17 protein-coding genes and 1 pseudogene are annotated in these 20195 nt (G+C 62.3%); 5 read left to right on the top strand and 13 right to left on the bottom strand.

Annotation, left to right across the window (positions count from 1 at the left end; translation table 11 throughout):
* Positions 1-322 (bottom strand): annotated as a pseudogene (locus M3A49_RS33740) (muconate cycloisomerase); the annotation flags it as partial.
* Positions 323-516: 194 nt separating this feature from the next.
* Between M3A49_RS33740 and M3A49_RS33735 the strand changes: the two are divergent.
* Positions 517-1437 carry a LysR family transcriptional regulator gene (locus M3A49_RS33735; protein WP_266232811.1) on the top strand — a complete coding sequence of 307 codons (921 nt, stop codon included), beginning with the start codon at positions 517-519 and terminating at the stop codon, positions 1435-1437.
* Positions 1438-1585: 148 nt separating this feature from the next.
* Here the strand turns inward: M3A49_RS33735 and M3A49_RS33730 are convergent, their stop codons facing one another.
* From M3A49_RS33730 to ssuD, 3 genes are all read right to left on the bottom strand, one after another.
* Positions 1586-2911 (bottom strand): type II toxin-antitoxin system HipA family toxin, encoded by a 1326-nt coding sequence (locus M3A49_RS33730; RefSeq protein ID WP_266232810.1) that lies wholly within the window; start codon positions 2909-2911, stop codon positions 1586-1588.
* A 2-nt stretch (positions 2912-2913) separates the two neighbouring features.
* Positions 2914-3159, bottom strand: a complete 246-nt coding sequence (locus M3A49_RS33725) for a helix-turn-helix domain-containing protein (RefSeq protein ID WP_266232809.1) — start codon at positions 3157-3159, stop codon at positions 2914-2916.
* A gap of 151 nt (positions 3160-3310) precedes the next feature.
* On the bottom strand, positions 3311-4456 hold the full coding sequence (gene ssuD, locus M3A49_RS33720; RefSeq protein ID WP_266232808.1) for an FMNH2-dependent alkanesulfonate monooxygenase: 1146 nt from the start codon (positions 4454-4456) through the stop codon (positions 3311-3313).
* Between the two features lie 215 nt (positions 4457-4671).
* Here ssuD and M3A49_RS33715 point away from each other — a divergent pair, with 215 nt between their 5' ends.
* Positions 4672-5049: a DUF427 domain-containing protein gene (locus M3A49_RS33715; protein ID WP_266232807.1), complete on the top strand. Its 378-nt coding sequence runs from the start codon at positions 4672-4674 to the stop codon at positions 5047-5049.
* A gap of 235 nt (positions 5050-5284) precedes the next feature.
* The gene (locus M3A49_RS33710) at positions 5285-6787 is read left to right on the top strand and encodes a diguanylate cyclase domain-containing protein (RefSeq protein ID WP_416339067.1); all 1503 of its coding nucleotides are present in this window, start codon (positions 5285-5287) and stop codon (positions 6785-6787) included.
* A 232-nt stretch (positions 6788-7019) separates the two neighbouring features.
* Here M3A49_RS33710 and M3A49_RS33705 read toward each other — a convergent pair whose 3' ends face one another.
* From M3A49_RS33705 to rpoD, 8 genes are all read right to left on the bottom strand, one after another.
* Complete coding sequence (locus M3A49_RS33705; protein ID WP_028207645.1) at positions 7020-7298, bottom strand: HU family DNA-binding protein; 279 nt, start codon at positions 7296-7298, stop codon at positions 7020-7022.
* 592 nt (positions 7299-7890) lie between these two features.
* Positions 7891-8448 carry a helix-turn-helix domain-containing protein gene (locus M3A49_RS33700; protein WP_028207644.1) on the bottom strand — a complete coding sequence of 186 codons (558 nt, stop codon included), beginning with the start codon at positions 8446-8448 and terminating at the stop codon, positions 7891-7893.
* A 13-nt stretch (positions 8449-8461) separates the two neighbouring features.
* Positions 8462-9757 (bottom strand): NAD(P)/FAD-dependent oxidoreductase, encoded by a 1296-nt coding sequence (locus tag M3A49_RS33695; protein ID WP_266232806.1) that lies wholly within the window; start codon positions 9755-9757, stop codon positions 8462-8464.
* A 297-nt stretch (positions 9758-10054) separates the two neighbouring features.
* Positions 10055-11890, bottom strand: a complete 1836-nt coding sequence (locus M3A49_RS33690) for an ABC transporter ATP-binding protein (RefSeq protein ID WP_266232805.1) — start codon at positions 11888-11890, stop codon at positions 10055-10057.
* Positions 11891-12073: 183 nt separating this feature from the next.
* Entirely contained in the window at positions 12074-12409 is a 336-nt protein-coding gene (locus M3A49_RS33685; protein ID WP_266232804.1) for a response regulator, read from the bottom strand.
* 396 nt (positions 12410-12805) lie between these two features.
* Positions 12806-13012: a hypothetical protein gene (locus M3A49_RS33680; RefSeq protein WP_254356028.1), complete on the bottom strand. Its 207-nt coding sequence runs from the start codon at positions 13010-13012 to the stop codon at positions 12806-12808.
* 748 nt (positions 13013-13760) lie between these two features.
* Positions 13761-16136 carry a PAS domain S-box protein gene (locus tag M3A49_RS33675; protein ID WP_266232803.1) on the bottom strand — a complete coding sequence of 792 codons (2376 nt, stop codon included), beginning with the start codon at positions 16134-16136 and terminating at the stop codon, positions 13761-13763.
* Positions 16137-16353: 217 nt separating this feature from the next.
* Complete coding sequence (gene rpoD / locus M3A49_RS33670; RefSeq protein WP_266232813.1) at positions 16354-18342, bottom strand: RNA polymerase sigma factor RpoD; 1989 nt, start codon at positions 18340-18342, stop codon at positions 16354-16356.
* A gap of 465 nt (positions 18343-18807) precedes the next feature.
* Here rpoD and M3A49_RS33665 point away from each other — a divergent pair, with 465 nt between their 5' ends.
* Positions 18808-19011: a cold-shock protein gene (locus tag M3A49_RS33665; RefSeq protein WP_028207638.1), complete on the top strand. Its 204-nt coding sequence runs from the start codon at positions 18808-18810 to the stop codon at positions 19009-19011.
* A 546-nt stretch (positions 19012-19557) separates the two neighbouring features.
* Positions 19558-19869 carry a hypothetical protein gene (locus tag M3A49_RS33655; protein WP_375541778.1) on the top strand — a complete coding sequence of 104 codons (312 nt, stop codon included), beginning with the start codon at positions 19558-19560 and terminating at the stop codon, positions 19867-19869.
* A 63-nt stretch (positions 19870-19932) separates the two neighbouring features.
* Here the strand turns inward: M3A49_RS33655 and M3A49_RS33650 are convergent, their stop codons facing one another.
* Complete coding sequence (locus M3A49_RS33650; RefSeq protein WP_254356030.1) at positions 19933-20172, bottom strand: hypothetical protein; 240 nt, start codon at positions 20170-20172, stop codon at positions 19933-19935.
* Positions 20173-20195: the final 23 nt, after the last annotated feature.

Genomic DNA, 20195 nt, shown 5'->3' with positions numbered 1-20195 from the left:
GCGCGCACTTCGCGAAGTGATTGACCTTCACGAGCTTGCCCAGGTGCGCCATGAGCGCCTGGATACGCGTGGCGTCCTGGCCGATCATCGCCGGGGCGAAGTAGGCGTCGATCGCCAGCTTCATCGCTTCCGGGCTTTCGGGACCGTAGGCCATGCCGGCAATCGTCGTACCTTCGCCGATGCCGGTTACGCCGTCGCTGCAGTACACCTTCACCAGCATCAGGGTTTGCCCGTACATCGTGGCGACGGATAGCTTGTGAGGGCGAATCGTCGGCAGATCGACGAGGCGGGTTTCGATACGTTCGATCGTGGCGGAAGTCATGTCGAAGGCTGCGTAAGTGAAGAAGGTATGGTGGATTTATACACGCCGCGCATCCGCCCGATCCAATACTATTTGCATCCAATTCCATACCTTTATAATATGGAAGACCCGAAACGGCCCATAAAAAGGCCGATATTGCGGCGCATCATATTCTCAGAGTATTGATAAGTTGATGCTTCATTTGGGAAGAAACCATGGATCTCCGCCAGCTTCGTTACTTCGTTGCCGTTGTCCGCGAGCGCAATTTCACGCGCGCCGCGGAACAGCTCTGCATCGCTCAACCGCCGCTGAGCCGTCAGATTCAGTTGCTCGAACAAGAGATTGGCGTGCCCCTTCTGATTCGCAATACGCGACCGGTGCGCACGACCGATGCGGGGCGTCTCGTCTACGAGCAGGCCATGCAGATTCTTGGGCGCGTCGAACAACTGCAGGCGACCGCCAAACACGTGGGACTGCACCACCGCACCGTGTTGTCGATCGGCTTCGTCGCCTCCGTTCTGTATTCGGGTCTGCCGCCGTTGATGCGCAAGCTGCGCCAGAATGCGCCCGAACTCGACATCCAGATGGTCGAACTCATGTCGGTGCAGCAGATCGAGGCGTTGAAGGAAGGCCGCATCGACGTCGGCTTCGGGCGCGTGCGCCACAGCGACCCCAACGTGGCCGGCATCGTCCTGCGCGAAGAGCCGCTGGCGGTGGTGGTGCCGATCGGCAGCGAAATGGCACAGGAATCGACGCCCATCCCCATCGAGCAACTGGCCGGGCAGAAACTGATTGTCTACCCCAAGGAGCCGCGCCCCAGCTTTGCCGATCAGGTATTGAACGTGTTGCACGGCGACGGCGTGCAACCGGGTGAAGTGCTGGAAGTGCGGGAAATCCAGACGGCGCTGGGTCTCGTTGCGGCCGAGTTCGGCGTATGCGTGATCCCCGCTTCAGCGCGGCAATTGCGCCAGGACGTGCACTACCGTCTGATAGACAGCGACCACGCGACTTCGCCCATCATCCTGAATCATCGCGTGAACGACAACTCCGTCTACGTCGATCTCGTGAAGCAGCTGGTCAAGGAAATGTACGCCGAGCCCCAGCCGTGGCTGCCGGCGAAGAAGCCAAAGTCTTGAAGCGATGCGCCGCCTACGCCAGCTCGTTCAGAAATTCGCGCACAGCTACGCCGATCTCGTGCGGCGAATCCTCCTGGACGCAATGAATACCCAGCGCATCGACGCGGCCGTCGCGCGGCTTGCCGCCTGCGTGCACTGAAGCCCACCGTCACTGCGCCGCCAGCCGCTCCGCCGAAAAACGCAAGCCGTCGAAGAGTCGCTCGGCCACCCGCTCGGGAAAGCCTTCCGGCAGCGCCGCCGCGACTTCTTCGATCGCACCGGGCGTACGCGCCAGCACGCGCTCGATCAACGGCCCCGCATCCGGCCCGTAGTGGCACAGCCGGGCGGTGGCGTCGAAATGCGCGCGCTTCACGTCGCGCATGCGATAGTGGCGCGCCTTGCCCCACATCGCCATGGCGAGCGACGCCTTGTGCCACGACCATTGATTGCCGCCGTCTCCCTCCACGGGCCAGATCGACATGACGTCATAGAGCGGCGCGAGCTGAAAGCGCCCTGCCGGCAGCAGGCGGATGCTGAAGTTTTTCGCGTGGCCGTCCGGCGCCGCGAGCATCCAGAAGACGATTTGCGCGGTGAGAAACGTTTCGAGGTCCTCGCGCGCCTGCAGCGACTGGCGCAAGAGCCCCGCAATCTCGCGCACGCCGGGGCCGCCATGCGCTTCGTACTTGCGATGCGGCGGCACGCCGAGCGCCTGGCAGAAGTCCTCCTGCGGCAGGCGCAGCAAGCCACCGGTGCGCGAGCGCGTACGATCGAAGCGCTCCACGCTGAGCACCTTCTGCGCGCCGAACTGGATGATCTGCGCCTGCGAAGCGGGCAACCCGTAGGCCCTCAGCAGTGCCAGGCAAAGCCATTCGTTTTCGACCGAGGTATTGAAGTCCACCTTGCGATGGCCGATCAGCCCCAGTGGCAGCTTGAGAATATGGGTGGTGGGCGTGGCGCCGCGCGGCAGCAGCCATTTGCCGCGGTGGCGCAAAAGCGCGGTCTTCTCCTGCGCACCCGCCAGCGAAATGCGCAGATCTTCAGTCTCGAGCGCGCCACCGGGCAGCGCACCGGCCGTTTCGAGCAGCAGGCGCTCGATGACGGCATCGCTCAGCGCGGTGCCTTCGATGCGGTCGACGCGCCCCGGCGTTTCGTCCTCGCCCAGCAGTTGCACCGCGCCCACGCAATCGCGCCCGATGGCCTTGAGCAGGTCGAAGGCCTCGAGCGTATCGGTGCGAAAGCGCGTGGCGATGCGACGGCGGATGGGCTCGCTGTCCGGCAGGAGATTGTCGAAATAGTGCTGCACGCGCTCGCCGCGCAACGGCGCGTCGCCGATGCCGAACGGCAGCGAAAGCGAAAGCGGCCGGCCTACCGCCGAGCGCTTCCAGGCGTCGTCATAACGCAGCTCGGTGTCGCCGGCGGACGTCATGACCCACGTGCCTACGCGCTCGCCGTTGGCCCAGATCGATAGCGCGCGCGAATATGATTTGCGGCCCATGCTCACCACTCCGGCGCGCCGGCCGCCGCATCGCGCGACTGCACGCAGAGTTCCAGCCCGTAGAGCGCGAAAAGCGCGAGCATCTGCTCGAGCGAGAGGCTGGCGGCACCCGTGGTTTCGAGCGCGGAAAGGCGCGGCTGGCCGATGCCGAGATGCGCCGCGGCCTGCGTCTGGGTCATGCCGCGCGCCTTGCGGGCCGATTGCAGAATCTCGGCAAGCCCGCCTGGCGTCTGGACGATGATCTTCATGGCATATTCCTGTGAGACATAAACCGATTATATGCCTGTGGGGAATATTTCGCCAATATCACTCACACGAATAAATCGCGAATATCGCTCACACGAATAATTGTCCGGCGAGCCTCCCGGATCCGGCCCCGCTTGCCGCGCACGGCAGTCTTCACGCGCGCGCGGCCTCCTGCGCCCGCTCACGCGCACGCACGTCGAACGCGCCGCCCGTCAAGGCCTGGTCGTGCAGCGTCACCGGTTTCTTGCCCGGCAGCAGCGGGAACACCAGTTCGGCGAAGCGAATCGCCTCTTCGAGGTGAGGATAGCCGGAGAGCACGAAGCTGTCCGCACCGGCGTCCACGTATTCCTTGAGGCGCGCCGCCACGGTTTGCGGGTCGCCCACGAGCGCCGTGCCCGCGCCGCCGCGCACGAGGCCCACGCCAGCCCACAGGTTCGGGCTGATCTCGAGCTTGTCGCGGCTGCCGCCGTGCAGCTCGGCCATGCGGCGCTGGCCCACCGAATCCATGCGCGCGTAGTTTTCCTGGGCGCGGCGGATATCGTCATCGTCGAGCTTGCTGATGAGGCGCCCGGCGGCGGCCCACGCTTCGTCGTTGGTCTCGCGCACGATCACGTGCAGGCGCACGCCGAGCTTGAGCGTGCGGCCATGGCGTGCCGCCCGCGCGCGGATATCGTCGAACTTCCGCGCGACGGCATCGGGCGGCTCGCCCCATGTGAGATAGGCATCCACGTGCTTGGCCGCCAGTTCGTGCGCCGCCGGCGACGAGCCGCCGAAATACAGCGGCGGATGCGGCGTCTGAACCGGCGCGTGAAAGTTCTGCGCGCCCTGCACGCGCAAATGCTTGCCCTCGAAGTTCACCGTCTCGCCGCGCAGCAGGTCGCGCCAGATCGTCAGGAATTCGTCGGCGGCTTCGTAGCGCTCGTCGTGCGCGAGGAACACGCCGTCGGCCGCGAGTTCGGTGGCGTCGCCGCCCGGCACGACGTTGAGCAGCAAACGGCCGTTCAACGCCTGGTCGAGCGTGGCCGCCTGGCGCGCCGAAGCGGTGGGACCGCCGAGCGACGTACGCAGCGCGACGAGCAGCTTGATGCGCTGCGTGACGGGCGCGAGGCTCGCCGCCGTCACCCACGGGTCGAGGCAGCTGCTGCCGGTGGGAATGAGGAGGCCGTCGTAGCCGAGTTCTTCGGCGGTCACGGCGATCTGGCGCATATAGGCGTTGGTCGGCGCGCGGCCGAAATCGGATTTGCCGAGGTAGCGAGTGTCGCCGGAAGTCGGCAAGAACCAGAAGATATCGAGGCTCATCAATGATCCTGCTGCGGGTAAATGAAGGCGCGGGTAGCGACTTGAAGCACGAATGCATACGGCGCAATCGCGTGACTATCGCCGCCCGTGCGTCGAACTCAGTCGCGCCCTCATTGAAACAGCCTGCAGCGCTTTCCCCTACCAGTTAATCTGCAATTGCATATGATGTATTCGGCTAAACACCCCGTACTCCCCCTTTCACGAGGACCCCAGCCATGGACACACGGACCGTCAAGATTCCCGGCCCCGATCATCCGATCACGGTCGAACCGGCGCACACGCACGTGGTGGTGAAAGCGGGCGGCCGCGTGGTCGCCGACACGCGCCGCGCGCTCACGCTGCGCGAGGCGAGCTATCCGGCGGTGTTCTACATACCGCGCGAGGACGCCGACATGTCGCTGCTCTCGCGCACGGAACACAAGAGCTGGTGCCCGTACAAGGGCGAGGCCTCGTACTACTCGATCGCGCCAGGCGGCGCGCGAGCCGTGAACGCAATATGGAGCTATGAAACGCCGCATGAAGCGGTATCGGCAATCAAGGACCATCTTGCGTTCTACCCGGATCGCGTCGATTCGATCGAAACGTCCGACTGAGCGCCCGCGCCGCCTTTCGATGCGTAACGCATCGTCACGCGACGTTACCCGCTCAAGTTTTGCCCCGAGCCGGCCGCTATGCATGCCGGCTCGCTGACTATCCATCGGCCGCCACCGACGCCGCGGCGACGTGACATCGGCATCGTCGATGCCCACTCGGACCCCAAGGTGTGCCAGGATTCGGTTATTCGTGCGGCGCAGCCCGCCGCGCCCCGCTCCCTTACATCCAACCGACATGCGACAAGGCACCCCGGCCACCGCGGCCAGTTTTGCCAACATGGGCGTCGATCTGCTCGACTTCTTCGACGTGACGCCCACTTCGCTGTGGCTCGAAGACTATAGTCAGCTGCGCGCGCTCTTCGATCGCTGGCGCGCACAAGGCGTGACCAACCTGCGCCAATTTCTCGAAGACGATCCGCGCCGCGTGGCCGAATGCTCGGCCTGCATCCGCGTGCTCAAGGTCAACCGCCATACGCTCGATCTCTACGGCGCGCGCGACTATGAAGAACTCGCCGCGCATCTTCCGCAGGTGCTGCGCGACGACATGTTCCAGGCGCATGTGGGCGAACTCGAGCAGATGTGGGCCGGCCACACCACGTTCGAGAGCAAGAGCGTGAACTACACGCTGCGCGGCCGGCGCATGGACATCCTCTTGCGTGGCGTGATCCTGCCGGGCCACGAAGCCGACTGGAGCCGCGTGCTCGTGGCGATCGAAGACGTCTCGGCGCTCGAAGAAGCGCGCCATCGGGCGGCCGCGAGCGAGCAATACGCGCTCGGCGTTTTCGAACACTCGCCGGTTTCACTGTGGGTCGAAAACTTCTCCGCCATTCGCGAGCTGCTCAACGAGGTCCGCGAGCAGGGCATCGTCGACTTTCGCACCTTCACCGACGTACATCCCGAATTCGTCGAACGCTGCATGAGCGAAATCCAGGTGCTCGACGTGAACCACTACACCCTGGGCATGTTTCGCGCACCAGACAAAGCCACGCTGCTCGCGCGCCTGCCCGAGGTGTTCCGCGACGAAATGCGCCCGCACTTCCGCGAGCAGTTGCTCGATCTCTGGGAAGGCCGCCTCTTTCAGCAGCGCGAGGTGGTGAACTACGCGCTCGACGGCAGCGAAGTCAACGTGCACCTGCAGTTTTCCGTGTTCCCGGGCCACGATGCGCAGTGGGATCTCGTGCTGCTCGCGCTCACCGACATCACGGCGCGCAAGAAAGCCGAGGCCTACCTCGAATTCCTGGGCAAGCACGACGTGCTCACGAAGCTCAAGAACCGCTCGTTCTATGTGGACGAACTCAATCGTCTGCATCGCAAGGGGCCGTTCCCGGTGAGCGCGATCGTCGTCGACATGGACAACCTGAAGACGGTGAACGACCAGCTCGGCCACGCGGCCGGCGACGCGTTGCTGCGCCGCGCCGGTGAAGTGCTCGCGAAAGCGATCCAGAAGCCCTATCAGGCCGCGCGTATCGGCGGCGATGAATTCGCCGTGCTGATGCCCGGCGCCGACGTGCGCGATGCGGAAACCGTGGTGGACAGCATCACCAAACTGGTGGAGCTGAACAACCAATTTTACGGCGGACCGAAGCTGAGCTTTTCAATGGGCTTTGCGAGCTGCGAGGAAGGCGAAAGCGTGGAAGCGATGCTGCGTGAAGCGGACGCGGCGATGTACGAGGCCAAGCGCCGCCGCAACGAAACGAGCCGTACGTCGCTGGAGGCCGACGCCGCGCGTAATGGCTGACGCTCGAAGCGCGGGAAACGCTTCGGATACCGTAAGAAAAGCAGGGAAGAAAAAGCGGCCGGCATGTGAGCATGGCGGCTTGCCGAGGGCCTTGCGCCCTCGTTTCACACACTCAGGCCAGCGGCGTCACGCCACGTGCCCGAGTGTGGGCCACCGCACTGGCGTGATGCTGCGCCGCGCGCCAGCAAGCGAGCCGGCAACGCGCGCGTCCGCCAGGACGGCGGACCTGGCATCACGACGCGTTGACGGCGTCCTTGAATGCCTTGCCAGCGGTGAACTTCACCGTCTTGGCGGCGGCAATCTGGATCTCCGCGCCCGTGGCAGGGTTGCGGCCCACGCGGGCGGCACGCTGGCCAGTCGAGAACGAGCCGAAGCCGACGAGTTGCACGGAGTCACCCGAGGTGACTGCACGCGTGACGACGTCAAGGATCGCGTCGATGGCTGCGCCCGTGGCTGCCTTGGTCTCGCCCGTGCTAGCGGCGACTGCGTCAATGAGTTCCTGTTTGTTCATCTGCTACCTGTATTGAGTTGAGAAAACCTGCATACCCTACCTCACGCGGGCGAAACAGGCAAATCGCGTTGCATATGGAAACGCGCCGATCGCCCGCCCGGCACGTGTTTTGCGGACCACGCGCATGACGGCGAAAGCCGAATCAATAGCACAACACGGAGTCAGTGTGTAGACAAAAGCACGTTAAAAATTGGCAAAAATGCACAAAAACGACATTGCGGCAGTTTCAGGCGGGTTTATACAGGAACGATTCGTGCCGATGACCGCTGAGGCACAACGAAAATCGGCGATATTTCCGTTTTTGACGAAGCCTGAAAAAAATGTCTCGCCGGGACAGTCGCCGGCCTGCAGTCACCCTCGGGGACGCCGCCCGTGCGGCATCCGGCGAGCCAGCCGGGCTGGCTCGAGCGGATCGTCGCGCAGCTTCGGAGCTGTCATCGAGAGTGGGGATAGCCGCGGGCCAAAATCGCATCCTGTCATTCAGTTGCGCAACGTAAGGCCGCATGAACACCTTGCGCCTTTGGTGGCGTCTGCGCAAAAGGAAATCGCGTCGTCAGCCAATAGATTGATCAGTGATGCTGATTACCGAGGCTCAGGTGAAAACCCATAGCACACGCGCGGGCGCATCGGCGAGATTGGCGTAGCGAAAGCGGCAACGCGCCGGCACCTGGAAGCTGTCGTTGGCCCGCAGCGTCACGGGCTCGTCGCTGTCCTCCACCCAGATCGTCAGCTCACCCTCGAGCACGAAGCCGCCCTGCTCGTCGCTGTCGTCCACGGGGCGCTCGCCGCTCGTCGCGCCAGGCTCGAGCCGGCTCTCCAGCATCGAGAAACCCGACGACATGCTGGGCGAAACGAGCACGTCCGTAATGCCGCCGCCATAGTAGAGCGTGCGCCGCTCGCCTGGCCGCGTGACCCACGGCAGTTCGCGCGGCATGCTCACGCTATAGAAGTACGTGGTAGGCGTCTGCAGCGCCTCGCCGATGGCCGTGAGATCCGCCACCGTGGGCCGCGAAAGGCCCCGCTCGACCTGCGAAAGAAAGCCCACCGAGCGGCCGATCTTTTGCGCAAGTTCCGCGAGCGTCACCTTTTTGTGCTTGCGCAGATCCCGAATGAGGATCGCGAGGCCTTCGATTTCGTCCTGCTGGTCCATGCGATTCTCTCTGTCACACGACGTCGCGCAGGCGATACCACAGCTTGCCGAGCGCCTCGAGCGGCGCAGCGAAGCGCTCGCCGCCCGGAAAGCGCGGATTATGAATGCGCTCATAGAGCGAGAGCAAGTGCGGCTCGCCGAGGATGGCGTCGGCAACGGCGCGCGCCGCCGCGAGCGTCGGCAGGATGCCGTGCCCGGAAAAACCCTGCAGCCAGTACCGATCGCGTGCGTGACCGACGTCGGGCGTGCGGTGGATGCTGATGTCGATATGACCGCCCCACGCGTATTCGAATTCGATGCCGCGCAACTGCGGAAATGCGCGCTCGAGACTCGGGCGGATCGCGGCGCCTATGTCCTTCGGGATGCCGCCGAGATACGTGCACGCGCCGCCAAAGAGCAGGCGATCGTCGGGGCTCAGGCGAAAGTAGTCCGGCACGAACTGATTGTCGATCACGCAACTGTTGCGCGGCAGCAGCAAACGGGCAAGCGCAGGGTCGAGCCTGCGCGTGGCGATCTGCCAGGTGCCCACGGGCAGCACACGGCTAGCCAGATCGCTATCGAGCCGGTCGATGTAGGCATTGCAGGCGAGCACCAGCGTGCCGGCGCGCACCGTGCCTTCCCGCGTGCTCGCCACGTAGCCGCCCGGCGTTTCGCGGTACGCGAGTACGCGGCTTTGCTCGAAGATGGCGCCGCCCGCGCGCTCGATGGCGTCGGCGAGGCCGAGCGCCAGCTTGAGCGGGTCGAGATGCCCCGCCTCGGGATCGTAGAGCGCCGCGCGATAACGGCGGCTGCCGATCCACTCCGGCATCTCCGGCTCGGCAATGACGCGCAGGCGATCGTAGCCCCACTTCTGCGCGGCCTCGTCGCGCGCGGCTTCGAGCTTGGCGACACGCGAGCGCCGGACCGCCGCCCACAGGCTGCCTGGCCGGTAGTCGATGTCGAAGCCATGCCGCGCGGGCAACTCGCGCACTTCGACGGCGGCCCAGCGCATGCTGTCCCACAACTCCCGCGCGCCCGCCAGACCCAGCGCCTGCTCGAACGGCGGCATGTCGCACGACCAGCCGAGCAGAGCCTGACCGCCATTGCGCCCCGAGGCGGCCCAGGCCACGCGGCTCGCCTCGACGACCGCGACGCGGCGACCGGCCAGCGCGAGCCGCAACGCCGTGTGCAGACCGCTGAAGCCCGCGCCCACGACCAGCACATCTGCGTGATAATCGCCCGCCAGCGCAGGGCGCTCGGGCAGCGCGCCGCGCTGGGCGTAGTGACGTGCGTAATAGCTTTCGATATGACAAGTCGATTCGGCGAACATGAGTGTCTGTGAAATTTTTCATGTTAAATTTCATGAAAAACTAGCACGAACATTTCACGTGCGCAAATCGGCGTATTCCCGGTGGCGATGCTAGTCCGAGGAAGTCAATTTGCACCGTTTTCCGGGGTTTGCGACCACATTTAACACTGGGCAGCTTGGGCAAACCATATATCGAGCACGCGTCGCACATACGCGAAGCGTCAGCGCCACCGAGTGTGAGCGAGTGAACTCGTCAGCGGTCAAAGTGCATCTGGAGGCATCGGCCCGCTCTCCCACCGTTACCGCTCTTCCTGCGTGTCAGGCTTGCATTACCGCGGCGCGCCGTTCCTGATGAAGCAGGACATCGCGATAGATTCCGGGCCGAAGCGAAAGCTCCCGTGGCGTCCCATCGTCGACCAGCCGCCCGTGCTGGATCACAACAATGCGGTCGAAGTTCTGCAATGTCGACAACCGGTGAGCGATGGCAACAACCGTACGGCCCTTCATTAGCTTGTCCAACGCAGCCTGGACGACAGCTTCCGACGCGCTATCGAGTGCGGACGTCGCCTCATCGAGTAACAGAATCGGTGCATTTTTCAGGAAGGCGCGTGCAATCGCGATTCGCTGCCGCTGTCCGCCCGAAAGACGCGCTCCACGCTCGCCCACGACGGCGTTCAAGCCATCCGGCAACGACCGGATCAAATCGAGACAGCCGGCAAGCTCGCAGGCCTTCAGTACCTGCTCTTCTGTCGCCTCAGGCCGCCCATAGCGCAGGTTATCGAACAGCGAACGGTTGAACAGCGAAATATCCTGCGGGACGATACTCACTGAGTCGTGCAGGCTCTTCAGGCTCACATCGGATAACCGCTGCCCGGATATGCATACCGCGCCGGCGCCTGCTGGTGGGTCAAACCAGCGAAGCAGCAGCGCGAATACCGTGCTTTTACCGGCACCGGACGATCCGACCAGGCCAACGCGTTGTCCGGCGTCGATGTGAAGGCTGAAGTGATCCAGCACACGACGTCGTCCGGGATACGAGAACGAGATATTTTCAAAATCGATATTCGCGTCGCGAATCTGCAAGTCGGGCACGCCCATCCTTTGCTCCATTTCCCGCGGTATGAGCAAGGATTGCGCGGCCTCCGCAAGCCGGGCGACGTGCTGGGTCATATCCACAAGCGCCACGGCAAGATCTCGCGTGCCGTGCAGAATGGCGAAGCCTAGCGAACTCACCAGCACGACGTCGCCAGTGGTGGCCCGCTCCTGGGTCCAAAGCCAGACGACCCACCCCAGCAGCAAACATGACAGCAGCACCGTCATGATGGCGTGCACCAGTCGGAGCTTTTCGAGGTGGCGCAATGACGATTGACGTGAATGGATCTCGTTGTCGAGAAAGTTGCCGAAGCGCAGGCATTCGCGTGCTGTCGCGTCAAATGACCGGATCGTCGACATATTGCCGATGAGGTCGACCAGTTCACCGTCGACGGACGCTGCCCGTGAAGCAAATTGCAAATGACGCTCCCCTCCCATTCTGGCGAGCCAGAAGAGGAGCGCAGTCATGCACACGGAAATTCCAACGAGGGCGAAAGCCATCCCTTTGCTCACCCAGCCGATCAGCACAACGGATCCCAATACGGACAGGAACGTCGGAATAGCGCTCCACGCCGACGTATTTTCGATCGTGAAGATGGCGTTGGCGGTCGCCGAGATCCGGCTTGCCAGCGTTCCCGGCTGCACGTTCGAAAAGTAGGCGGGCGAATGGCCGGTGAGGTATCCGAACAGTTCGCGGCGCACTTCCCCCGTTACCGCAACGAAGGTCCGCACACTGGCCAGACCTGCAAGACGCCAGAACAGGTTATCTGCGAACAGGAGGGCGACGATGATAAGGAATGCCTCCACTACGCGAGCGGGATGCGCGTGACCCGCAGGTAGCGCGTCGATAAGATTCTTCGTCGCGAACTGGGCCCCTAGTGAACAGGCAACGGCCGCCACGATGCTCGACAGGATCAACAGATGGCCGTACGGATGTGCCCGGACATAACGCAAGAGCAGACGGATCGGCTTGCGCGCGTACTGGATCAGCGCCGTCGCGCGGCGGCCGCGAATCTGCGCTCGGGGATCCCCGTCTGCAATGTCTGCACGTGTCGTAATCATCCCCGCGCACCTTCGTCGCCGCCAGATGAACTTCTAATGCGCGCATAGACCGTTCCTGAAGCGAAAGCTGTCCGGATACCCTGCGCGTGCCCGCGTACGAAGTCTTTGGCACTTCGCGACTTGCGGACGCTGATACCGTGCCTATGCCACGTTTGCAATCGCGGAATGCCGCGATGCCCTTCTTCAGCTTCGTGCGGTGTGCTGGCGCAGCAGTTCGAGCAGCTGCGCGGCAGCGAACGGCTTGCGCAGAAACGCGGCTACCGCCAGGCTCCCGGGCGGTGCAGCTACCGCCGAGCACAGCACGACCGGCAGGTCCGCAAGCCCCGGTTCTCCCGCCAGCGCAGACACCAGGGCATCGCCTCTCATCACCGGCATCATGTAGTCCGTCACGACAATCGCCGGCCGCTGGATGCGGGCGAGGCGCAGCGCCTCCGCTCCATCGAGCGCTTTCAAGACATCGAAGCCCTCGGACTCGACAAGCGCGGACATCGCATCGAGCAGCCGCGGGTCGTCGTCCACGAGAAGTACAGTTGGCAATTCCGGCCCCCTGGTCCAGACGCCAGCACGTAGCAAATATCGTTCCGCGGCAACCCAAACCGCCAGGCACGACAGCGTCGTGCGAACGTTCTCGCCAACATCATGGAGCGGAGAGCTGCGGAGCCCGCCTGTCGGCTCGCTCGCCATGTATTTCGGGGAGCCACGCGAACCCTCACAGATCGATCTTGAACTCGCCGCTGCATTCACGCAGACGGCGGGAATCATTATCTGGAGGCATATGCAGGCGGGGAACACCGAACAGGACGCGATGCCAGGCCGGCATCGCGTCAGAAGGTCACCGTTTCCCAAATTTCAATCGAGTAGTCGATCACGCAAGTCCATGCGGAACGTCGAACTACATGTCAGGTTTTCCATAGGCTAATGCCTCCCGGCTTCGGACATGGGCTCGCCGCATGTCTTGCATCGATAGCACGCGAATCCGTTCGAGTCCGTGCCGTTGTCCACGAGTCCGGACGTGCGATTCGACTCCCACTGCGGCGAGTCGGGTTGATCGTCTTCGGACGTCACCTCTTCGCCCTCGTGTCCGTTCAGGCACACGAAATATCTACGTGTCAACGTGATCATCGTTGTCCTCCTGCGACTTGCGGCTACCTCGAAGCGGGGCTTCAGCCGCGCAAGCTCGCCGTGCAGGCTCCTCTTGCAGAATCGAAACCTTCAAGAGTCGTGTCCCGCACCATCCGCTCCATACAGCGCTCTCAAATCACTGCACGAACAGCAGACGCGAAGGCCGCCGGATCACTATTCGCCAGATGCTTGAGACCCGACAGGGTGGAACCCCTATCTGTTATTGGATAACTTCAGTGACATCCCCTGGGCCGCGATCGACGCCGCGCCGCCGCCCGTCCGCGAGAGACGACGGCCTACGTTGGGAACTGCGGTTCGGGGAGGATAAGCAGTCGCGCCTTCACATCGAATGGAAGCCGGTACCATGAGCTTGAAGTTTCGCTGGCAGCAACACACGCGGGTCACGTGCAGCCAGAATGCGGAACGAATCAACGACAAGTATGATCGGCCGCGACCCGTTCCACAACCCGCGGCAGGATATTTCGGCGCCTTCCCGGATAACTGCCACTTGATTACCCGGCCACGCCCCCGCGCGCCCCGGCGCGCTCCTCCGGGGCCGGACGCGTTCTCCCGCCCAGCCAGACCTCACGGCAGCGAGGCCTTGACTGAGGTTCCAGCCCTCAGTCCCGGCGCAGGAGGTCGCTTCAGTCAATGGTTCGCCGTAGCGGCGCTCATTATGGGTATCCTCACAGGCGTGTACGCCGTGTGGGAGCTGTGTCATCGCCTGGCGTCGAGAAAACGATAGCCTTCACTCATCCTCTCCACCGATCGGGGGAGCAACCGCTTCAATGAGCCGTCGCAATTCGACAAGTGAAAACGGCTTGCGCAAAAAACCGTATTCGAAATCAAGGTCACCAGGACGCGATAGCTCAGCGCCCGAGGCGAGCACGACACGCAGATCCGGAACCCGCTGCAGTGCCGCTCTGGCAAGTTCGATCCCGGAGCTGCCGCGAAGGCATATGTCGGTGATGAGAAGATGCTTCTTTTTCTCGCTCAGGATTCGTAGGGCCTCCTGAGCGTCGGATGCCTGCTGCACGTCGTAGCCCATTGCGGAAAGCAGTTCGCTAACTGCCTCGCGGGAAGCCGGTTCGTCATCGACGATGAGCAGGGACAGCGGATGTGTCGAGACTGTCGGCTTTTCATCGAAATGGCTCGCCTGCCGCCCTCCTGCAGGGCGTTCCTTTTTTCTACCCAGCATCTGCCGGATTTTTGTGGCGAGCTGCTCACGGCTGTAGGGCTTGCTGAGCAGATGCACCCCGGGGTCAAGCCGGCCGCCATGGACGATCGCATTCTGCGTGTAGCCTGACGTGAACAGCACCTTCAGGTCCGGAATGGCTCGCGTAGCCAGTTTCGCCATTTCCGTGCTACGCATCGGACCCGGCATCACCACGTCGGAGAACAGGAGGTCTATCTTTATCCCGCTTTTGACGATGGCCATCGCACCTTTGGCGTCGTCCGCTTTCAGCACCGTATAGCCGAGTTCCCCAAGCGTCTCGACAACAGTCGATTGCACCCGCCGGTCATCTTCGACCACGAGGATGCTCTCCGAGCCGCCCGCGATCATCGGAGCATGCGGCGCCTCAGTTTCGATGACCTCTTCCGTCGACCTCGGAAGGTAAATCTTGACAGTTGTACCGTGATTAACCTCACTGTAGATGCGCATATGCCCGCCGCTCTGCTTCACAAAGCCGTAGGCCATGCTCAGTCCAAGCCCTGTCCCCTCGCCCTCCGGTTTCGTACTGAAATACGGCTCAAATGCCCTTTCGAGCACCTCCCGCGGCATGCCAGTGCCGGTGTCAGATATGGCCAGCAGTACATATTGTCCCTCGCGCACGTCCTCCGGCAGGGCTTTGTAGTGACCGTCCAGCGTCGCATTCGAGACCTCCAGCGTCAGTTTCCCGCCGCGCGGCATGGCATCGCGGCTGTTGATCGCCAGATTCAGGACTACGTTTTCCAGATGATTCGGATCGACGAGTGTGTTCCAGAGCCCACCGCCGACGACGGTTTCCACATGGATCGTCTCACCGATTGCTCGCCGTAACAGATCGTCCATGTTCCGCAGCATCACCGCAAGATTGACCACTGCCGGCTGCAGAGCCTGGCGGCGTCCAAAGGCGAGGAGCTGCGAGGCGAGGTTCGCGCCTTGCTCGACGGCATCGATGGCTTTTTCGAGGCGTTCGCGCGACCAGCTGTCGCGCCCGTGACGACGTTCCAGCAGTTCGAGATTGCCCCGGAGTACCTGCAGAACATTGTTGAAATCGTGAGCGACGCCGCCGGTGAGCTTGCCAATGGCCTCCATCTTCTGAGCCTGGAGCAGAGCCCCCCTTACCTTTTCAAGCTGTTCCTCGGCGGCCTTGCGCTCGCTCACGTCGCGTGTGATCTTTGCGAAGCCCATCAGCTTGCCATCCTCGTCACGTATCGCATCAATGACGACATTGGCCCAGAACCGGCTCCCATCCTTCCTTACCCGCCATCCCTCCATTTCGAAGCGCCCTTCGCGCGCCGCTGTCTCAAGGCCCCGTTCGGGCAGACCGTTAGCGGCATCCTCCGGCGTATAGAACCGGCGGAAATGCGATCCAATGATCTCGTTCGCTTCATATCCCTTGATACGGGTGGCGCCGAGATTCCAGTTCGTCACAATGCCTTCCGGCGAGAGCATGAACAGAGCGTAGTCCGTCACGCCCTGCACCAGCAGTCTGAACTTGCGTTCGCTTTCAAGCACCGCCTCGTGGGCAAGCCGCTTGTCCGTCACATCCCGGACGATCTTCGCGAAACCGGTCACCCTTCCGTCGTCCCCCGCAAGCGGTGTAATCGCGACACTGGCCCAGAAACGCGTACCGTCCTTGCGCAGGCGCCATCCCTCGGTCTCGCAATGGCCATACTCGCGCGCGGTCTGCAGCACCGCGTCGGGGACGCCCGCTTCCCGGTCTTCCGGCAAATAGAAGACGGAAAAGTGCTGACCAATGATCTCCTGAGCGCTGTATCCCTTGATGCGCGCCGCGCCCGGGTTCCAACTGGCGATGACGCCCGCTTCTGTCAGACGAAAGATGCCGTATTCGCATACGCGGGCCACCAGCGTTTTCTCCCAACCGGCCCCCTGTTCCGCAGACAAAGACTGAGTCATGGAATTCTCCGTTTTCGCTGCGGCGTGCAGCGGGGAGGAGCGCCCCCGCGTGCCACACCATCGGCACCCGGCGCTCGGGAAATGGGATGAACATTTGTCGGGCAGGCTCGGCGCCGATGAACCTGCTCCGAGCACCATGGCGGGTCACGAGGTGCGCAAGAAACGCTCCCGTCTGCGTACGGCGCGCGCTCGCGCATTTGGACATTTGATGCCTGACTCAGCCTTCGAGAAAGGGCCTCAACTTGTCAGCATTACGGGGATTCCTCAGCGTGCGCATCGCCTGGCTCTCGATCTGCCGGATTCGCTCGCGGCTCACGTTGAACTGCTCGCCGACCTCTCCAAGCGTGTGGTCGGAGGTTGTATCGAGCCCGAAACGCATCCGCAGGACCTTGGCCTCCCGTGGCGACAGTCCGTTGAGCACCTCATCGATCGCGGTGCGCATGTTCGCGTGAATTGCTGCCTCAGCCGGTGAACCCCCAGAGACGTCCTCGATCAAGTCGCCTAGCGTCGCGTCCGCATCGTCGCCCACCGGAATTTCAAGCGACAAAGGTTGCCTCGCGGCCTTGAGGAAGCCGCGCACTCGATCCTCGGACATCTCCATGCGCACGGCAAGGACGGCGGGATGCGCCTCCTGTCCCGTCTGTTGCAGGATTTCGCGCGAAATGCGGTTGAGCTTGTTGATCGTCTCGATCACGTGCACCGGCAGGCGAATGGTTCGCGCCTGATCGGCAAGCGCACGCGTGACAGCCTGCCGGACCCACCATGTGGCATATGTCGAGAATTTCCAGCCGCGCCGGTATTCGAACTTGTCTACTGCCTTCATCAGACCGATATTGCCTTCCTGGATGAGATCCAGAAACGGCATGCCGCGATTGACGTATTTTTTGGCAATCGAGATGACGAGACGAAGATTCGCTTCGATCATCTCCCGTTTGGCCTCCCGCATTTTCGACTCCGCGGCACGCATCGTGCGGCTGACCTCCTTGAGCTGCTGCAGCGGCAGCGAAACCCCCGCCTCGATGTCCGCGAGTTTCTGCTGACCGGCCTGAATGGCCGGGAGATGCCGCTCAAACGCCGCGCCAAACTGCTGTGACGTCGCCGCCATGCGGCTGGTCCATCGAAGGTCCGTTTCGTGGCCCGGGAACGACTCGACGAACAACTCACGTGACATGCCACAACGGACTACCGCGATCTCGAGGATGCTGCGCTCAATCGCACGAACCTCCGCAACCCGTTCGTGCACACTGGCACACAAACGATCAATGGTTCTGGGCGTAAAGCGGATTGTTCCCAGTTCGCGCTGAATCTGCGCGCGCACCCGCGCAACGGCTGCGACACGGGCCTTGCCGCTAGCAGGCACATTCGGCATCTCCGCGAACAGTGCCCGCACACGAGCGAAAACCGCAAGACTGTCGTTCGTGAGTTCCTCGAGACGGGCTGCGTTCGCCATCTCCGGATCCTCAGCCTCCGGCCCGACGTCGTCACCGCCGGGGTCATCGCTGCGAGCGGATGCTTCCGGCTCATTTGCTTCGGAGTCCACCGTCAATGCACTTGCGTTCACATCGTCGCAAATGCCAGCGACCAGTTCGTCGATACGCAGTTCGCCGGCAATGATGCGGTCCACATCGGCAAGAATGGTGGCCACGACCGACGGACATGCGGCGATCGCCTGAATCATGTCCTGCAGGCCGTATTCGATGCGTTTCGCGATCTCGATTTCGCGGGCTCGGGTCAGCAGTTCCCTGGCGCCCATCTCCCGCATGTACATCCGCACAGGATCCGTCGTGCGGCCGAATTCGGAATCGATAGTTGACAGTGTGGCTTCCGCTTCCTCGTTCGCCTCATCGTCAGACGATACGGCGAGGGTGGCGCCGCTTAACAGGAGCGTTGCCGCGTCCGGTACCTGCTCGTACACCGCCACGCCCATTTCGCTGAACGTGCTGACGATCGCCTCCATTGCTGCAGTTTGCGTAAAGTCGTCAGCCAGGTGGTCGTTGATGTCCACGTGCGTGAGATAGCCGCGTTCACGGCCCAGCGCGATCAGTGCGCGCATCTGCCGTTGCCGCTCGTCATCCTGTCGGGCAATTGTTTCGATGTCGAGCGGTGCGTCGACGGCCCGGGGCTTGCCTCTTGTCCCGCGGCGGGTGGCCTTTGGCAGAACCGCGATCACGCGGGGTGCTAAATCGTCACGAACGGGATTGGCCAATACGTTCTCCTCGACAGGTTGGCTGACGATCGGCGCAGGCAGGACCGCAGATGAACTTAACTGTCGGGGTGCAAACGGAATCGTGGAATGGCGGATGGGCAATCGAGGCTGGGATACCCCGGAGAGATCCGGCGCGCGAAGCTTGGGGAATCCTAAATAATACCCGATTCTGTTGTGCGATGCAACATGAAACACCGATTTTCCACGTCGCGGGATAGCGGCGAAACGGGGGAACATTACGTACAGGGCAAGCCTGGCTAAAGCGGCCGACGGCAGCAACAACGGAAACATGTTGACTTCCAGCGTTTTCCAGGATAATCTGAAGTGTTGAAGTCTTCAAGAAGCGCGATTGCTGCTCATCATTGACCGCATCCTGCGGTATTCGTTGTCCTCTCCCCTCCTTGATCCTTTTTCCCCGCGCCCGTCTGGAGCGCGCCTACATCTGTTCATATTCAGGAGAATTCCATGGACACCGGTACCGTAAAGTGGTTTAACGACAGCAAAGGTTTTGGATTTATCACGCCCGACGCAGGTGGCGACGACCTGTTCGCGCATTTCTCGGAAATTCGCGGCGACGGGTTCAAGACCCTCGCAGAAGGCCAGAAGGTCAGCTACGAGACGAAGCGCGGCCCCAAGGGCATGCAGGCATCCAACATCACCCCGCTGTAAGTCATCTGTGCGTGCCGCCGTCATGACGGCGGCACGCCGACACTCTCAAAACGGGAGCCATCTGGCGATCTCCCCCGGCTCACCGTATTCCCGACGGTTGCTTTTCTTCAAACCTCACACTCACACGCCCCGCCAATCGCGAAGAACGTTCGCGTTACGAGTTTTATTCGCCAGGATATTTCGCCACCGAAATGGAAGCCCTCGGCTTTTCAGATCAATTGGGGATGCGAATGGATCGATACCCGGGGCTAGCCACTGCTCCACTTCATATCGACGTTCCGGCGAAGAGAAAAATATTCAGGACTTCATATCAAGCAAAGTCGCATCTGGCGAACATGCGCAAATCAAAGCCAAAGCACTTTCGGCCGATTGACAGTGATAGCATGGACCCGCTTTTCACTTCGACCAGTCAGAAATTGTAGTGAAGAAACTGGAACCAGCTCGGAGCAGACAGCCTGATGCTCGGCGCAATTGCTCAAGCGAGCGGCAGGCGGTACCATACAAGCCGAATCGCTGAGAGTCGAGTGTACGGAACGGTAGAAACCCGTGAACACCCCCAACGGAAACGCCGACATGCTAGTTGATCGCCATGCCGTTCCCCACTACCTGGTCCTGCGCGCCGGCTGGCCACCTTATGTGCTCGATATCGACCGCCTCATCCTGCGTCGCGAAGCGAGCTCACTCCTTCAAGCTTTCGCAAAAGCCCGAGGCTCAGCGACCTCGATCTCCGATGATGCATGGGATGATTTTTCGGCCGCGGAATCCCTCTCGGTCCTCGAACGTACGTCAGTTCGTGCCTATTCCCTGATAGATGGGGCGGAAAGCACACACCAGTTGAGGCTTCTGGTCTCCCTGTGAGCGTTCCGGCGCGGCAATTCTTAATCAGGCGCAGTCACCGTTTCCGACGCAATGCCGGTGGTTTTACGACTCGTCTTCGCCGATAACGGCATCGATAGCCGCTTGACCCGCTTCCTGCGCGTTCAGAAACGCCTTTTCCCGGCCAAAGGGCCCTCTACGAAGCTTTGTTTCGGCGCCAAGCTCGTCAATCACCTCGACATTATCACCGCCCTTGATCTGAAAAACCGCGTCGTACAGGCCCGGAGAAACCTCCGTCAGCCTCACATGAATTTCAAAACCACGATGCGAGAATACTCGATGCATGGAAGCCCCGCGAAAATGATACG

Origin of the sequence: Paraburkholderia sp. CNPSo 3076 (assembly GCF_026343935.1) — a bacterium.
Taxonomy (GTDB): domain Bacteria; phylum Pseudomonadota; class Gammaproteobacteria; order Burkholderiales; family Burkholderiaceae; genus Paraburkholderia; species Paraburkholderia nodosa.
Note: the sequence above shows the minus strand (reverse complement) of the source record. Positions and strands in the feature narration are given on the sequence as shown.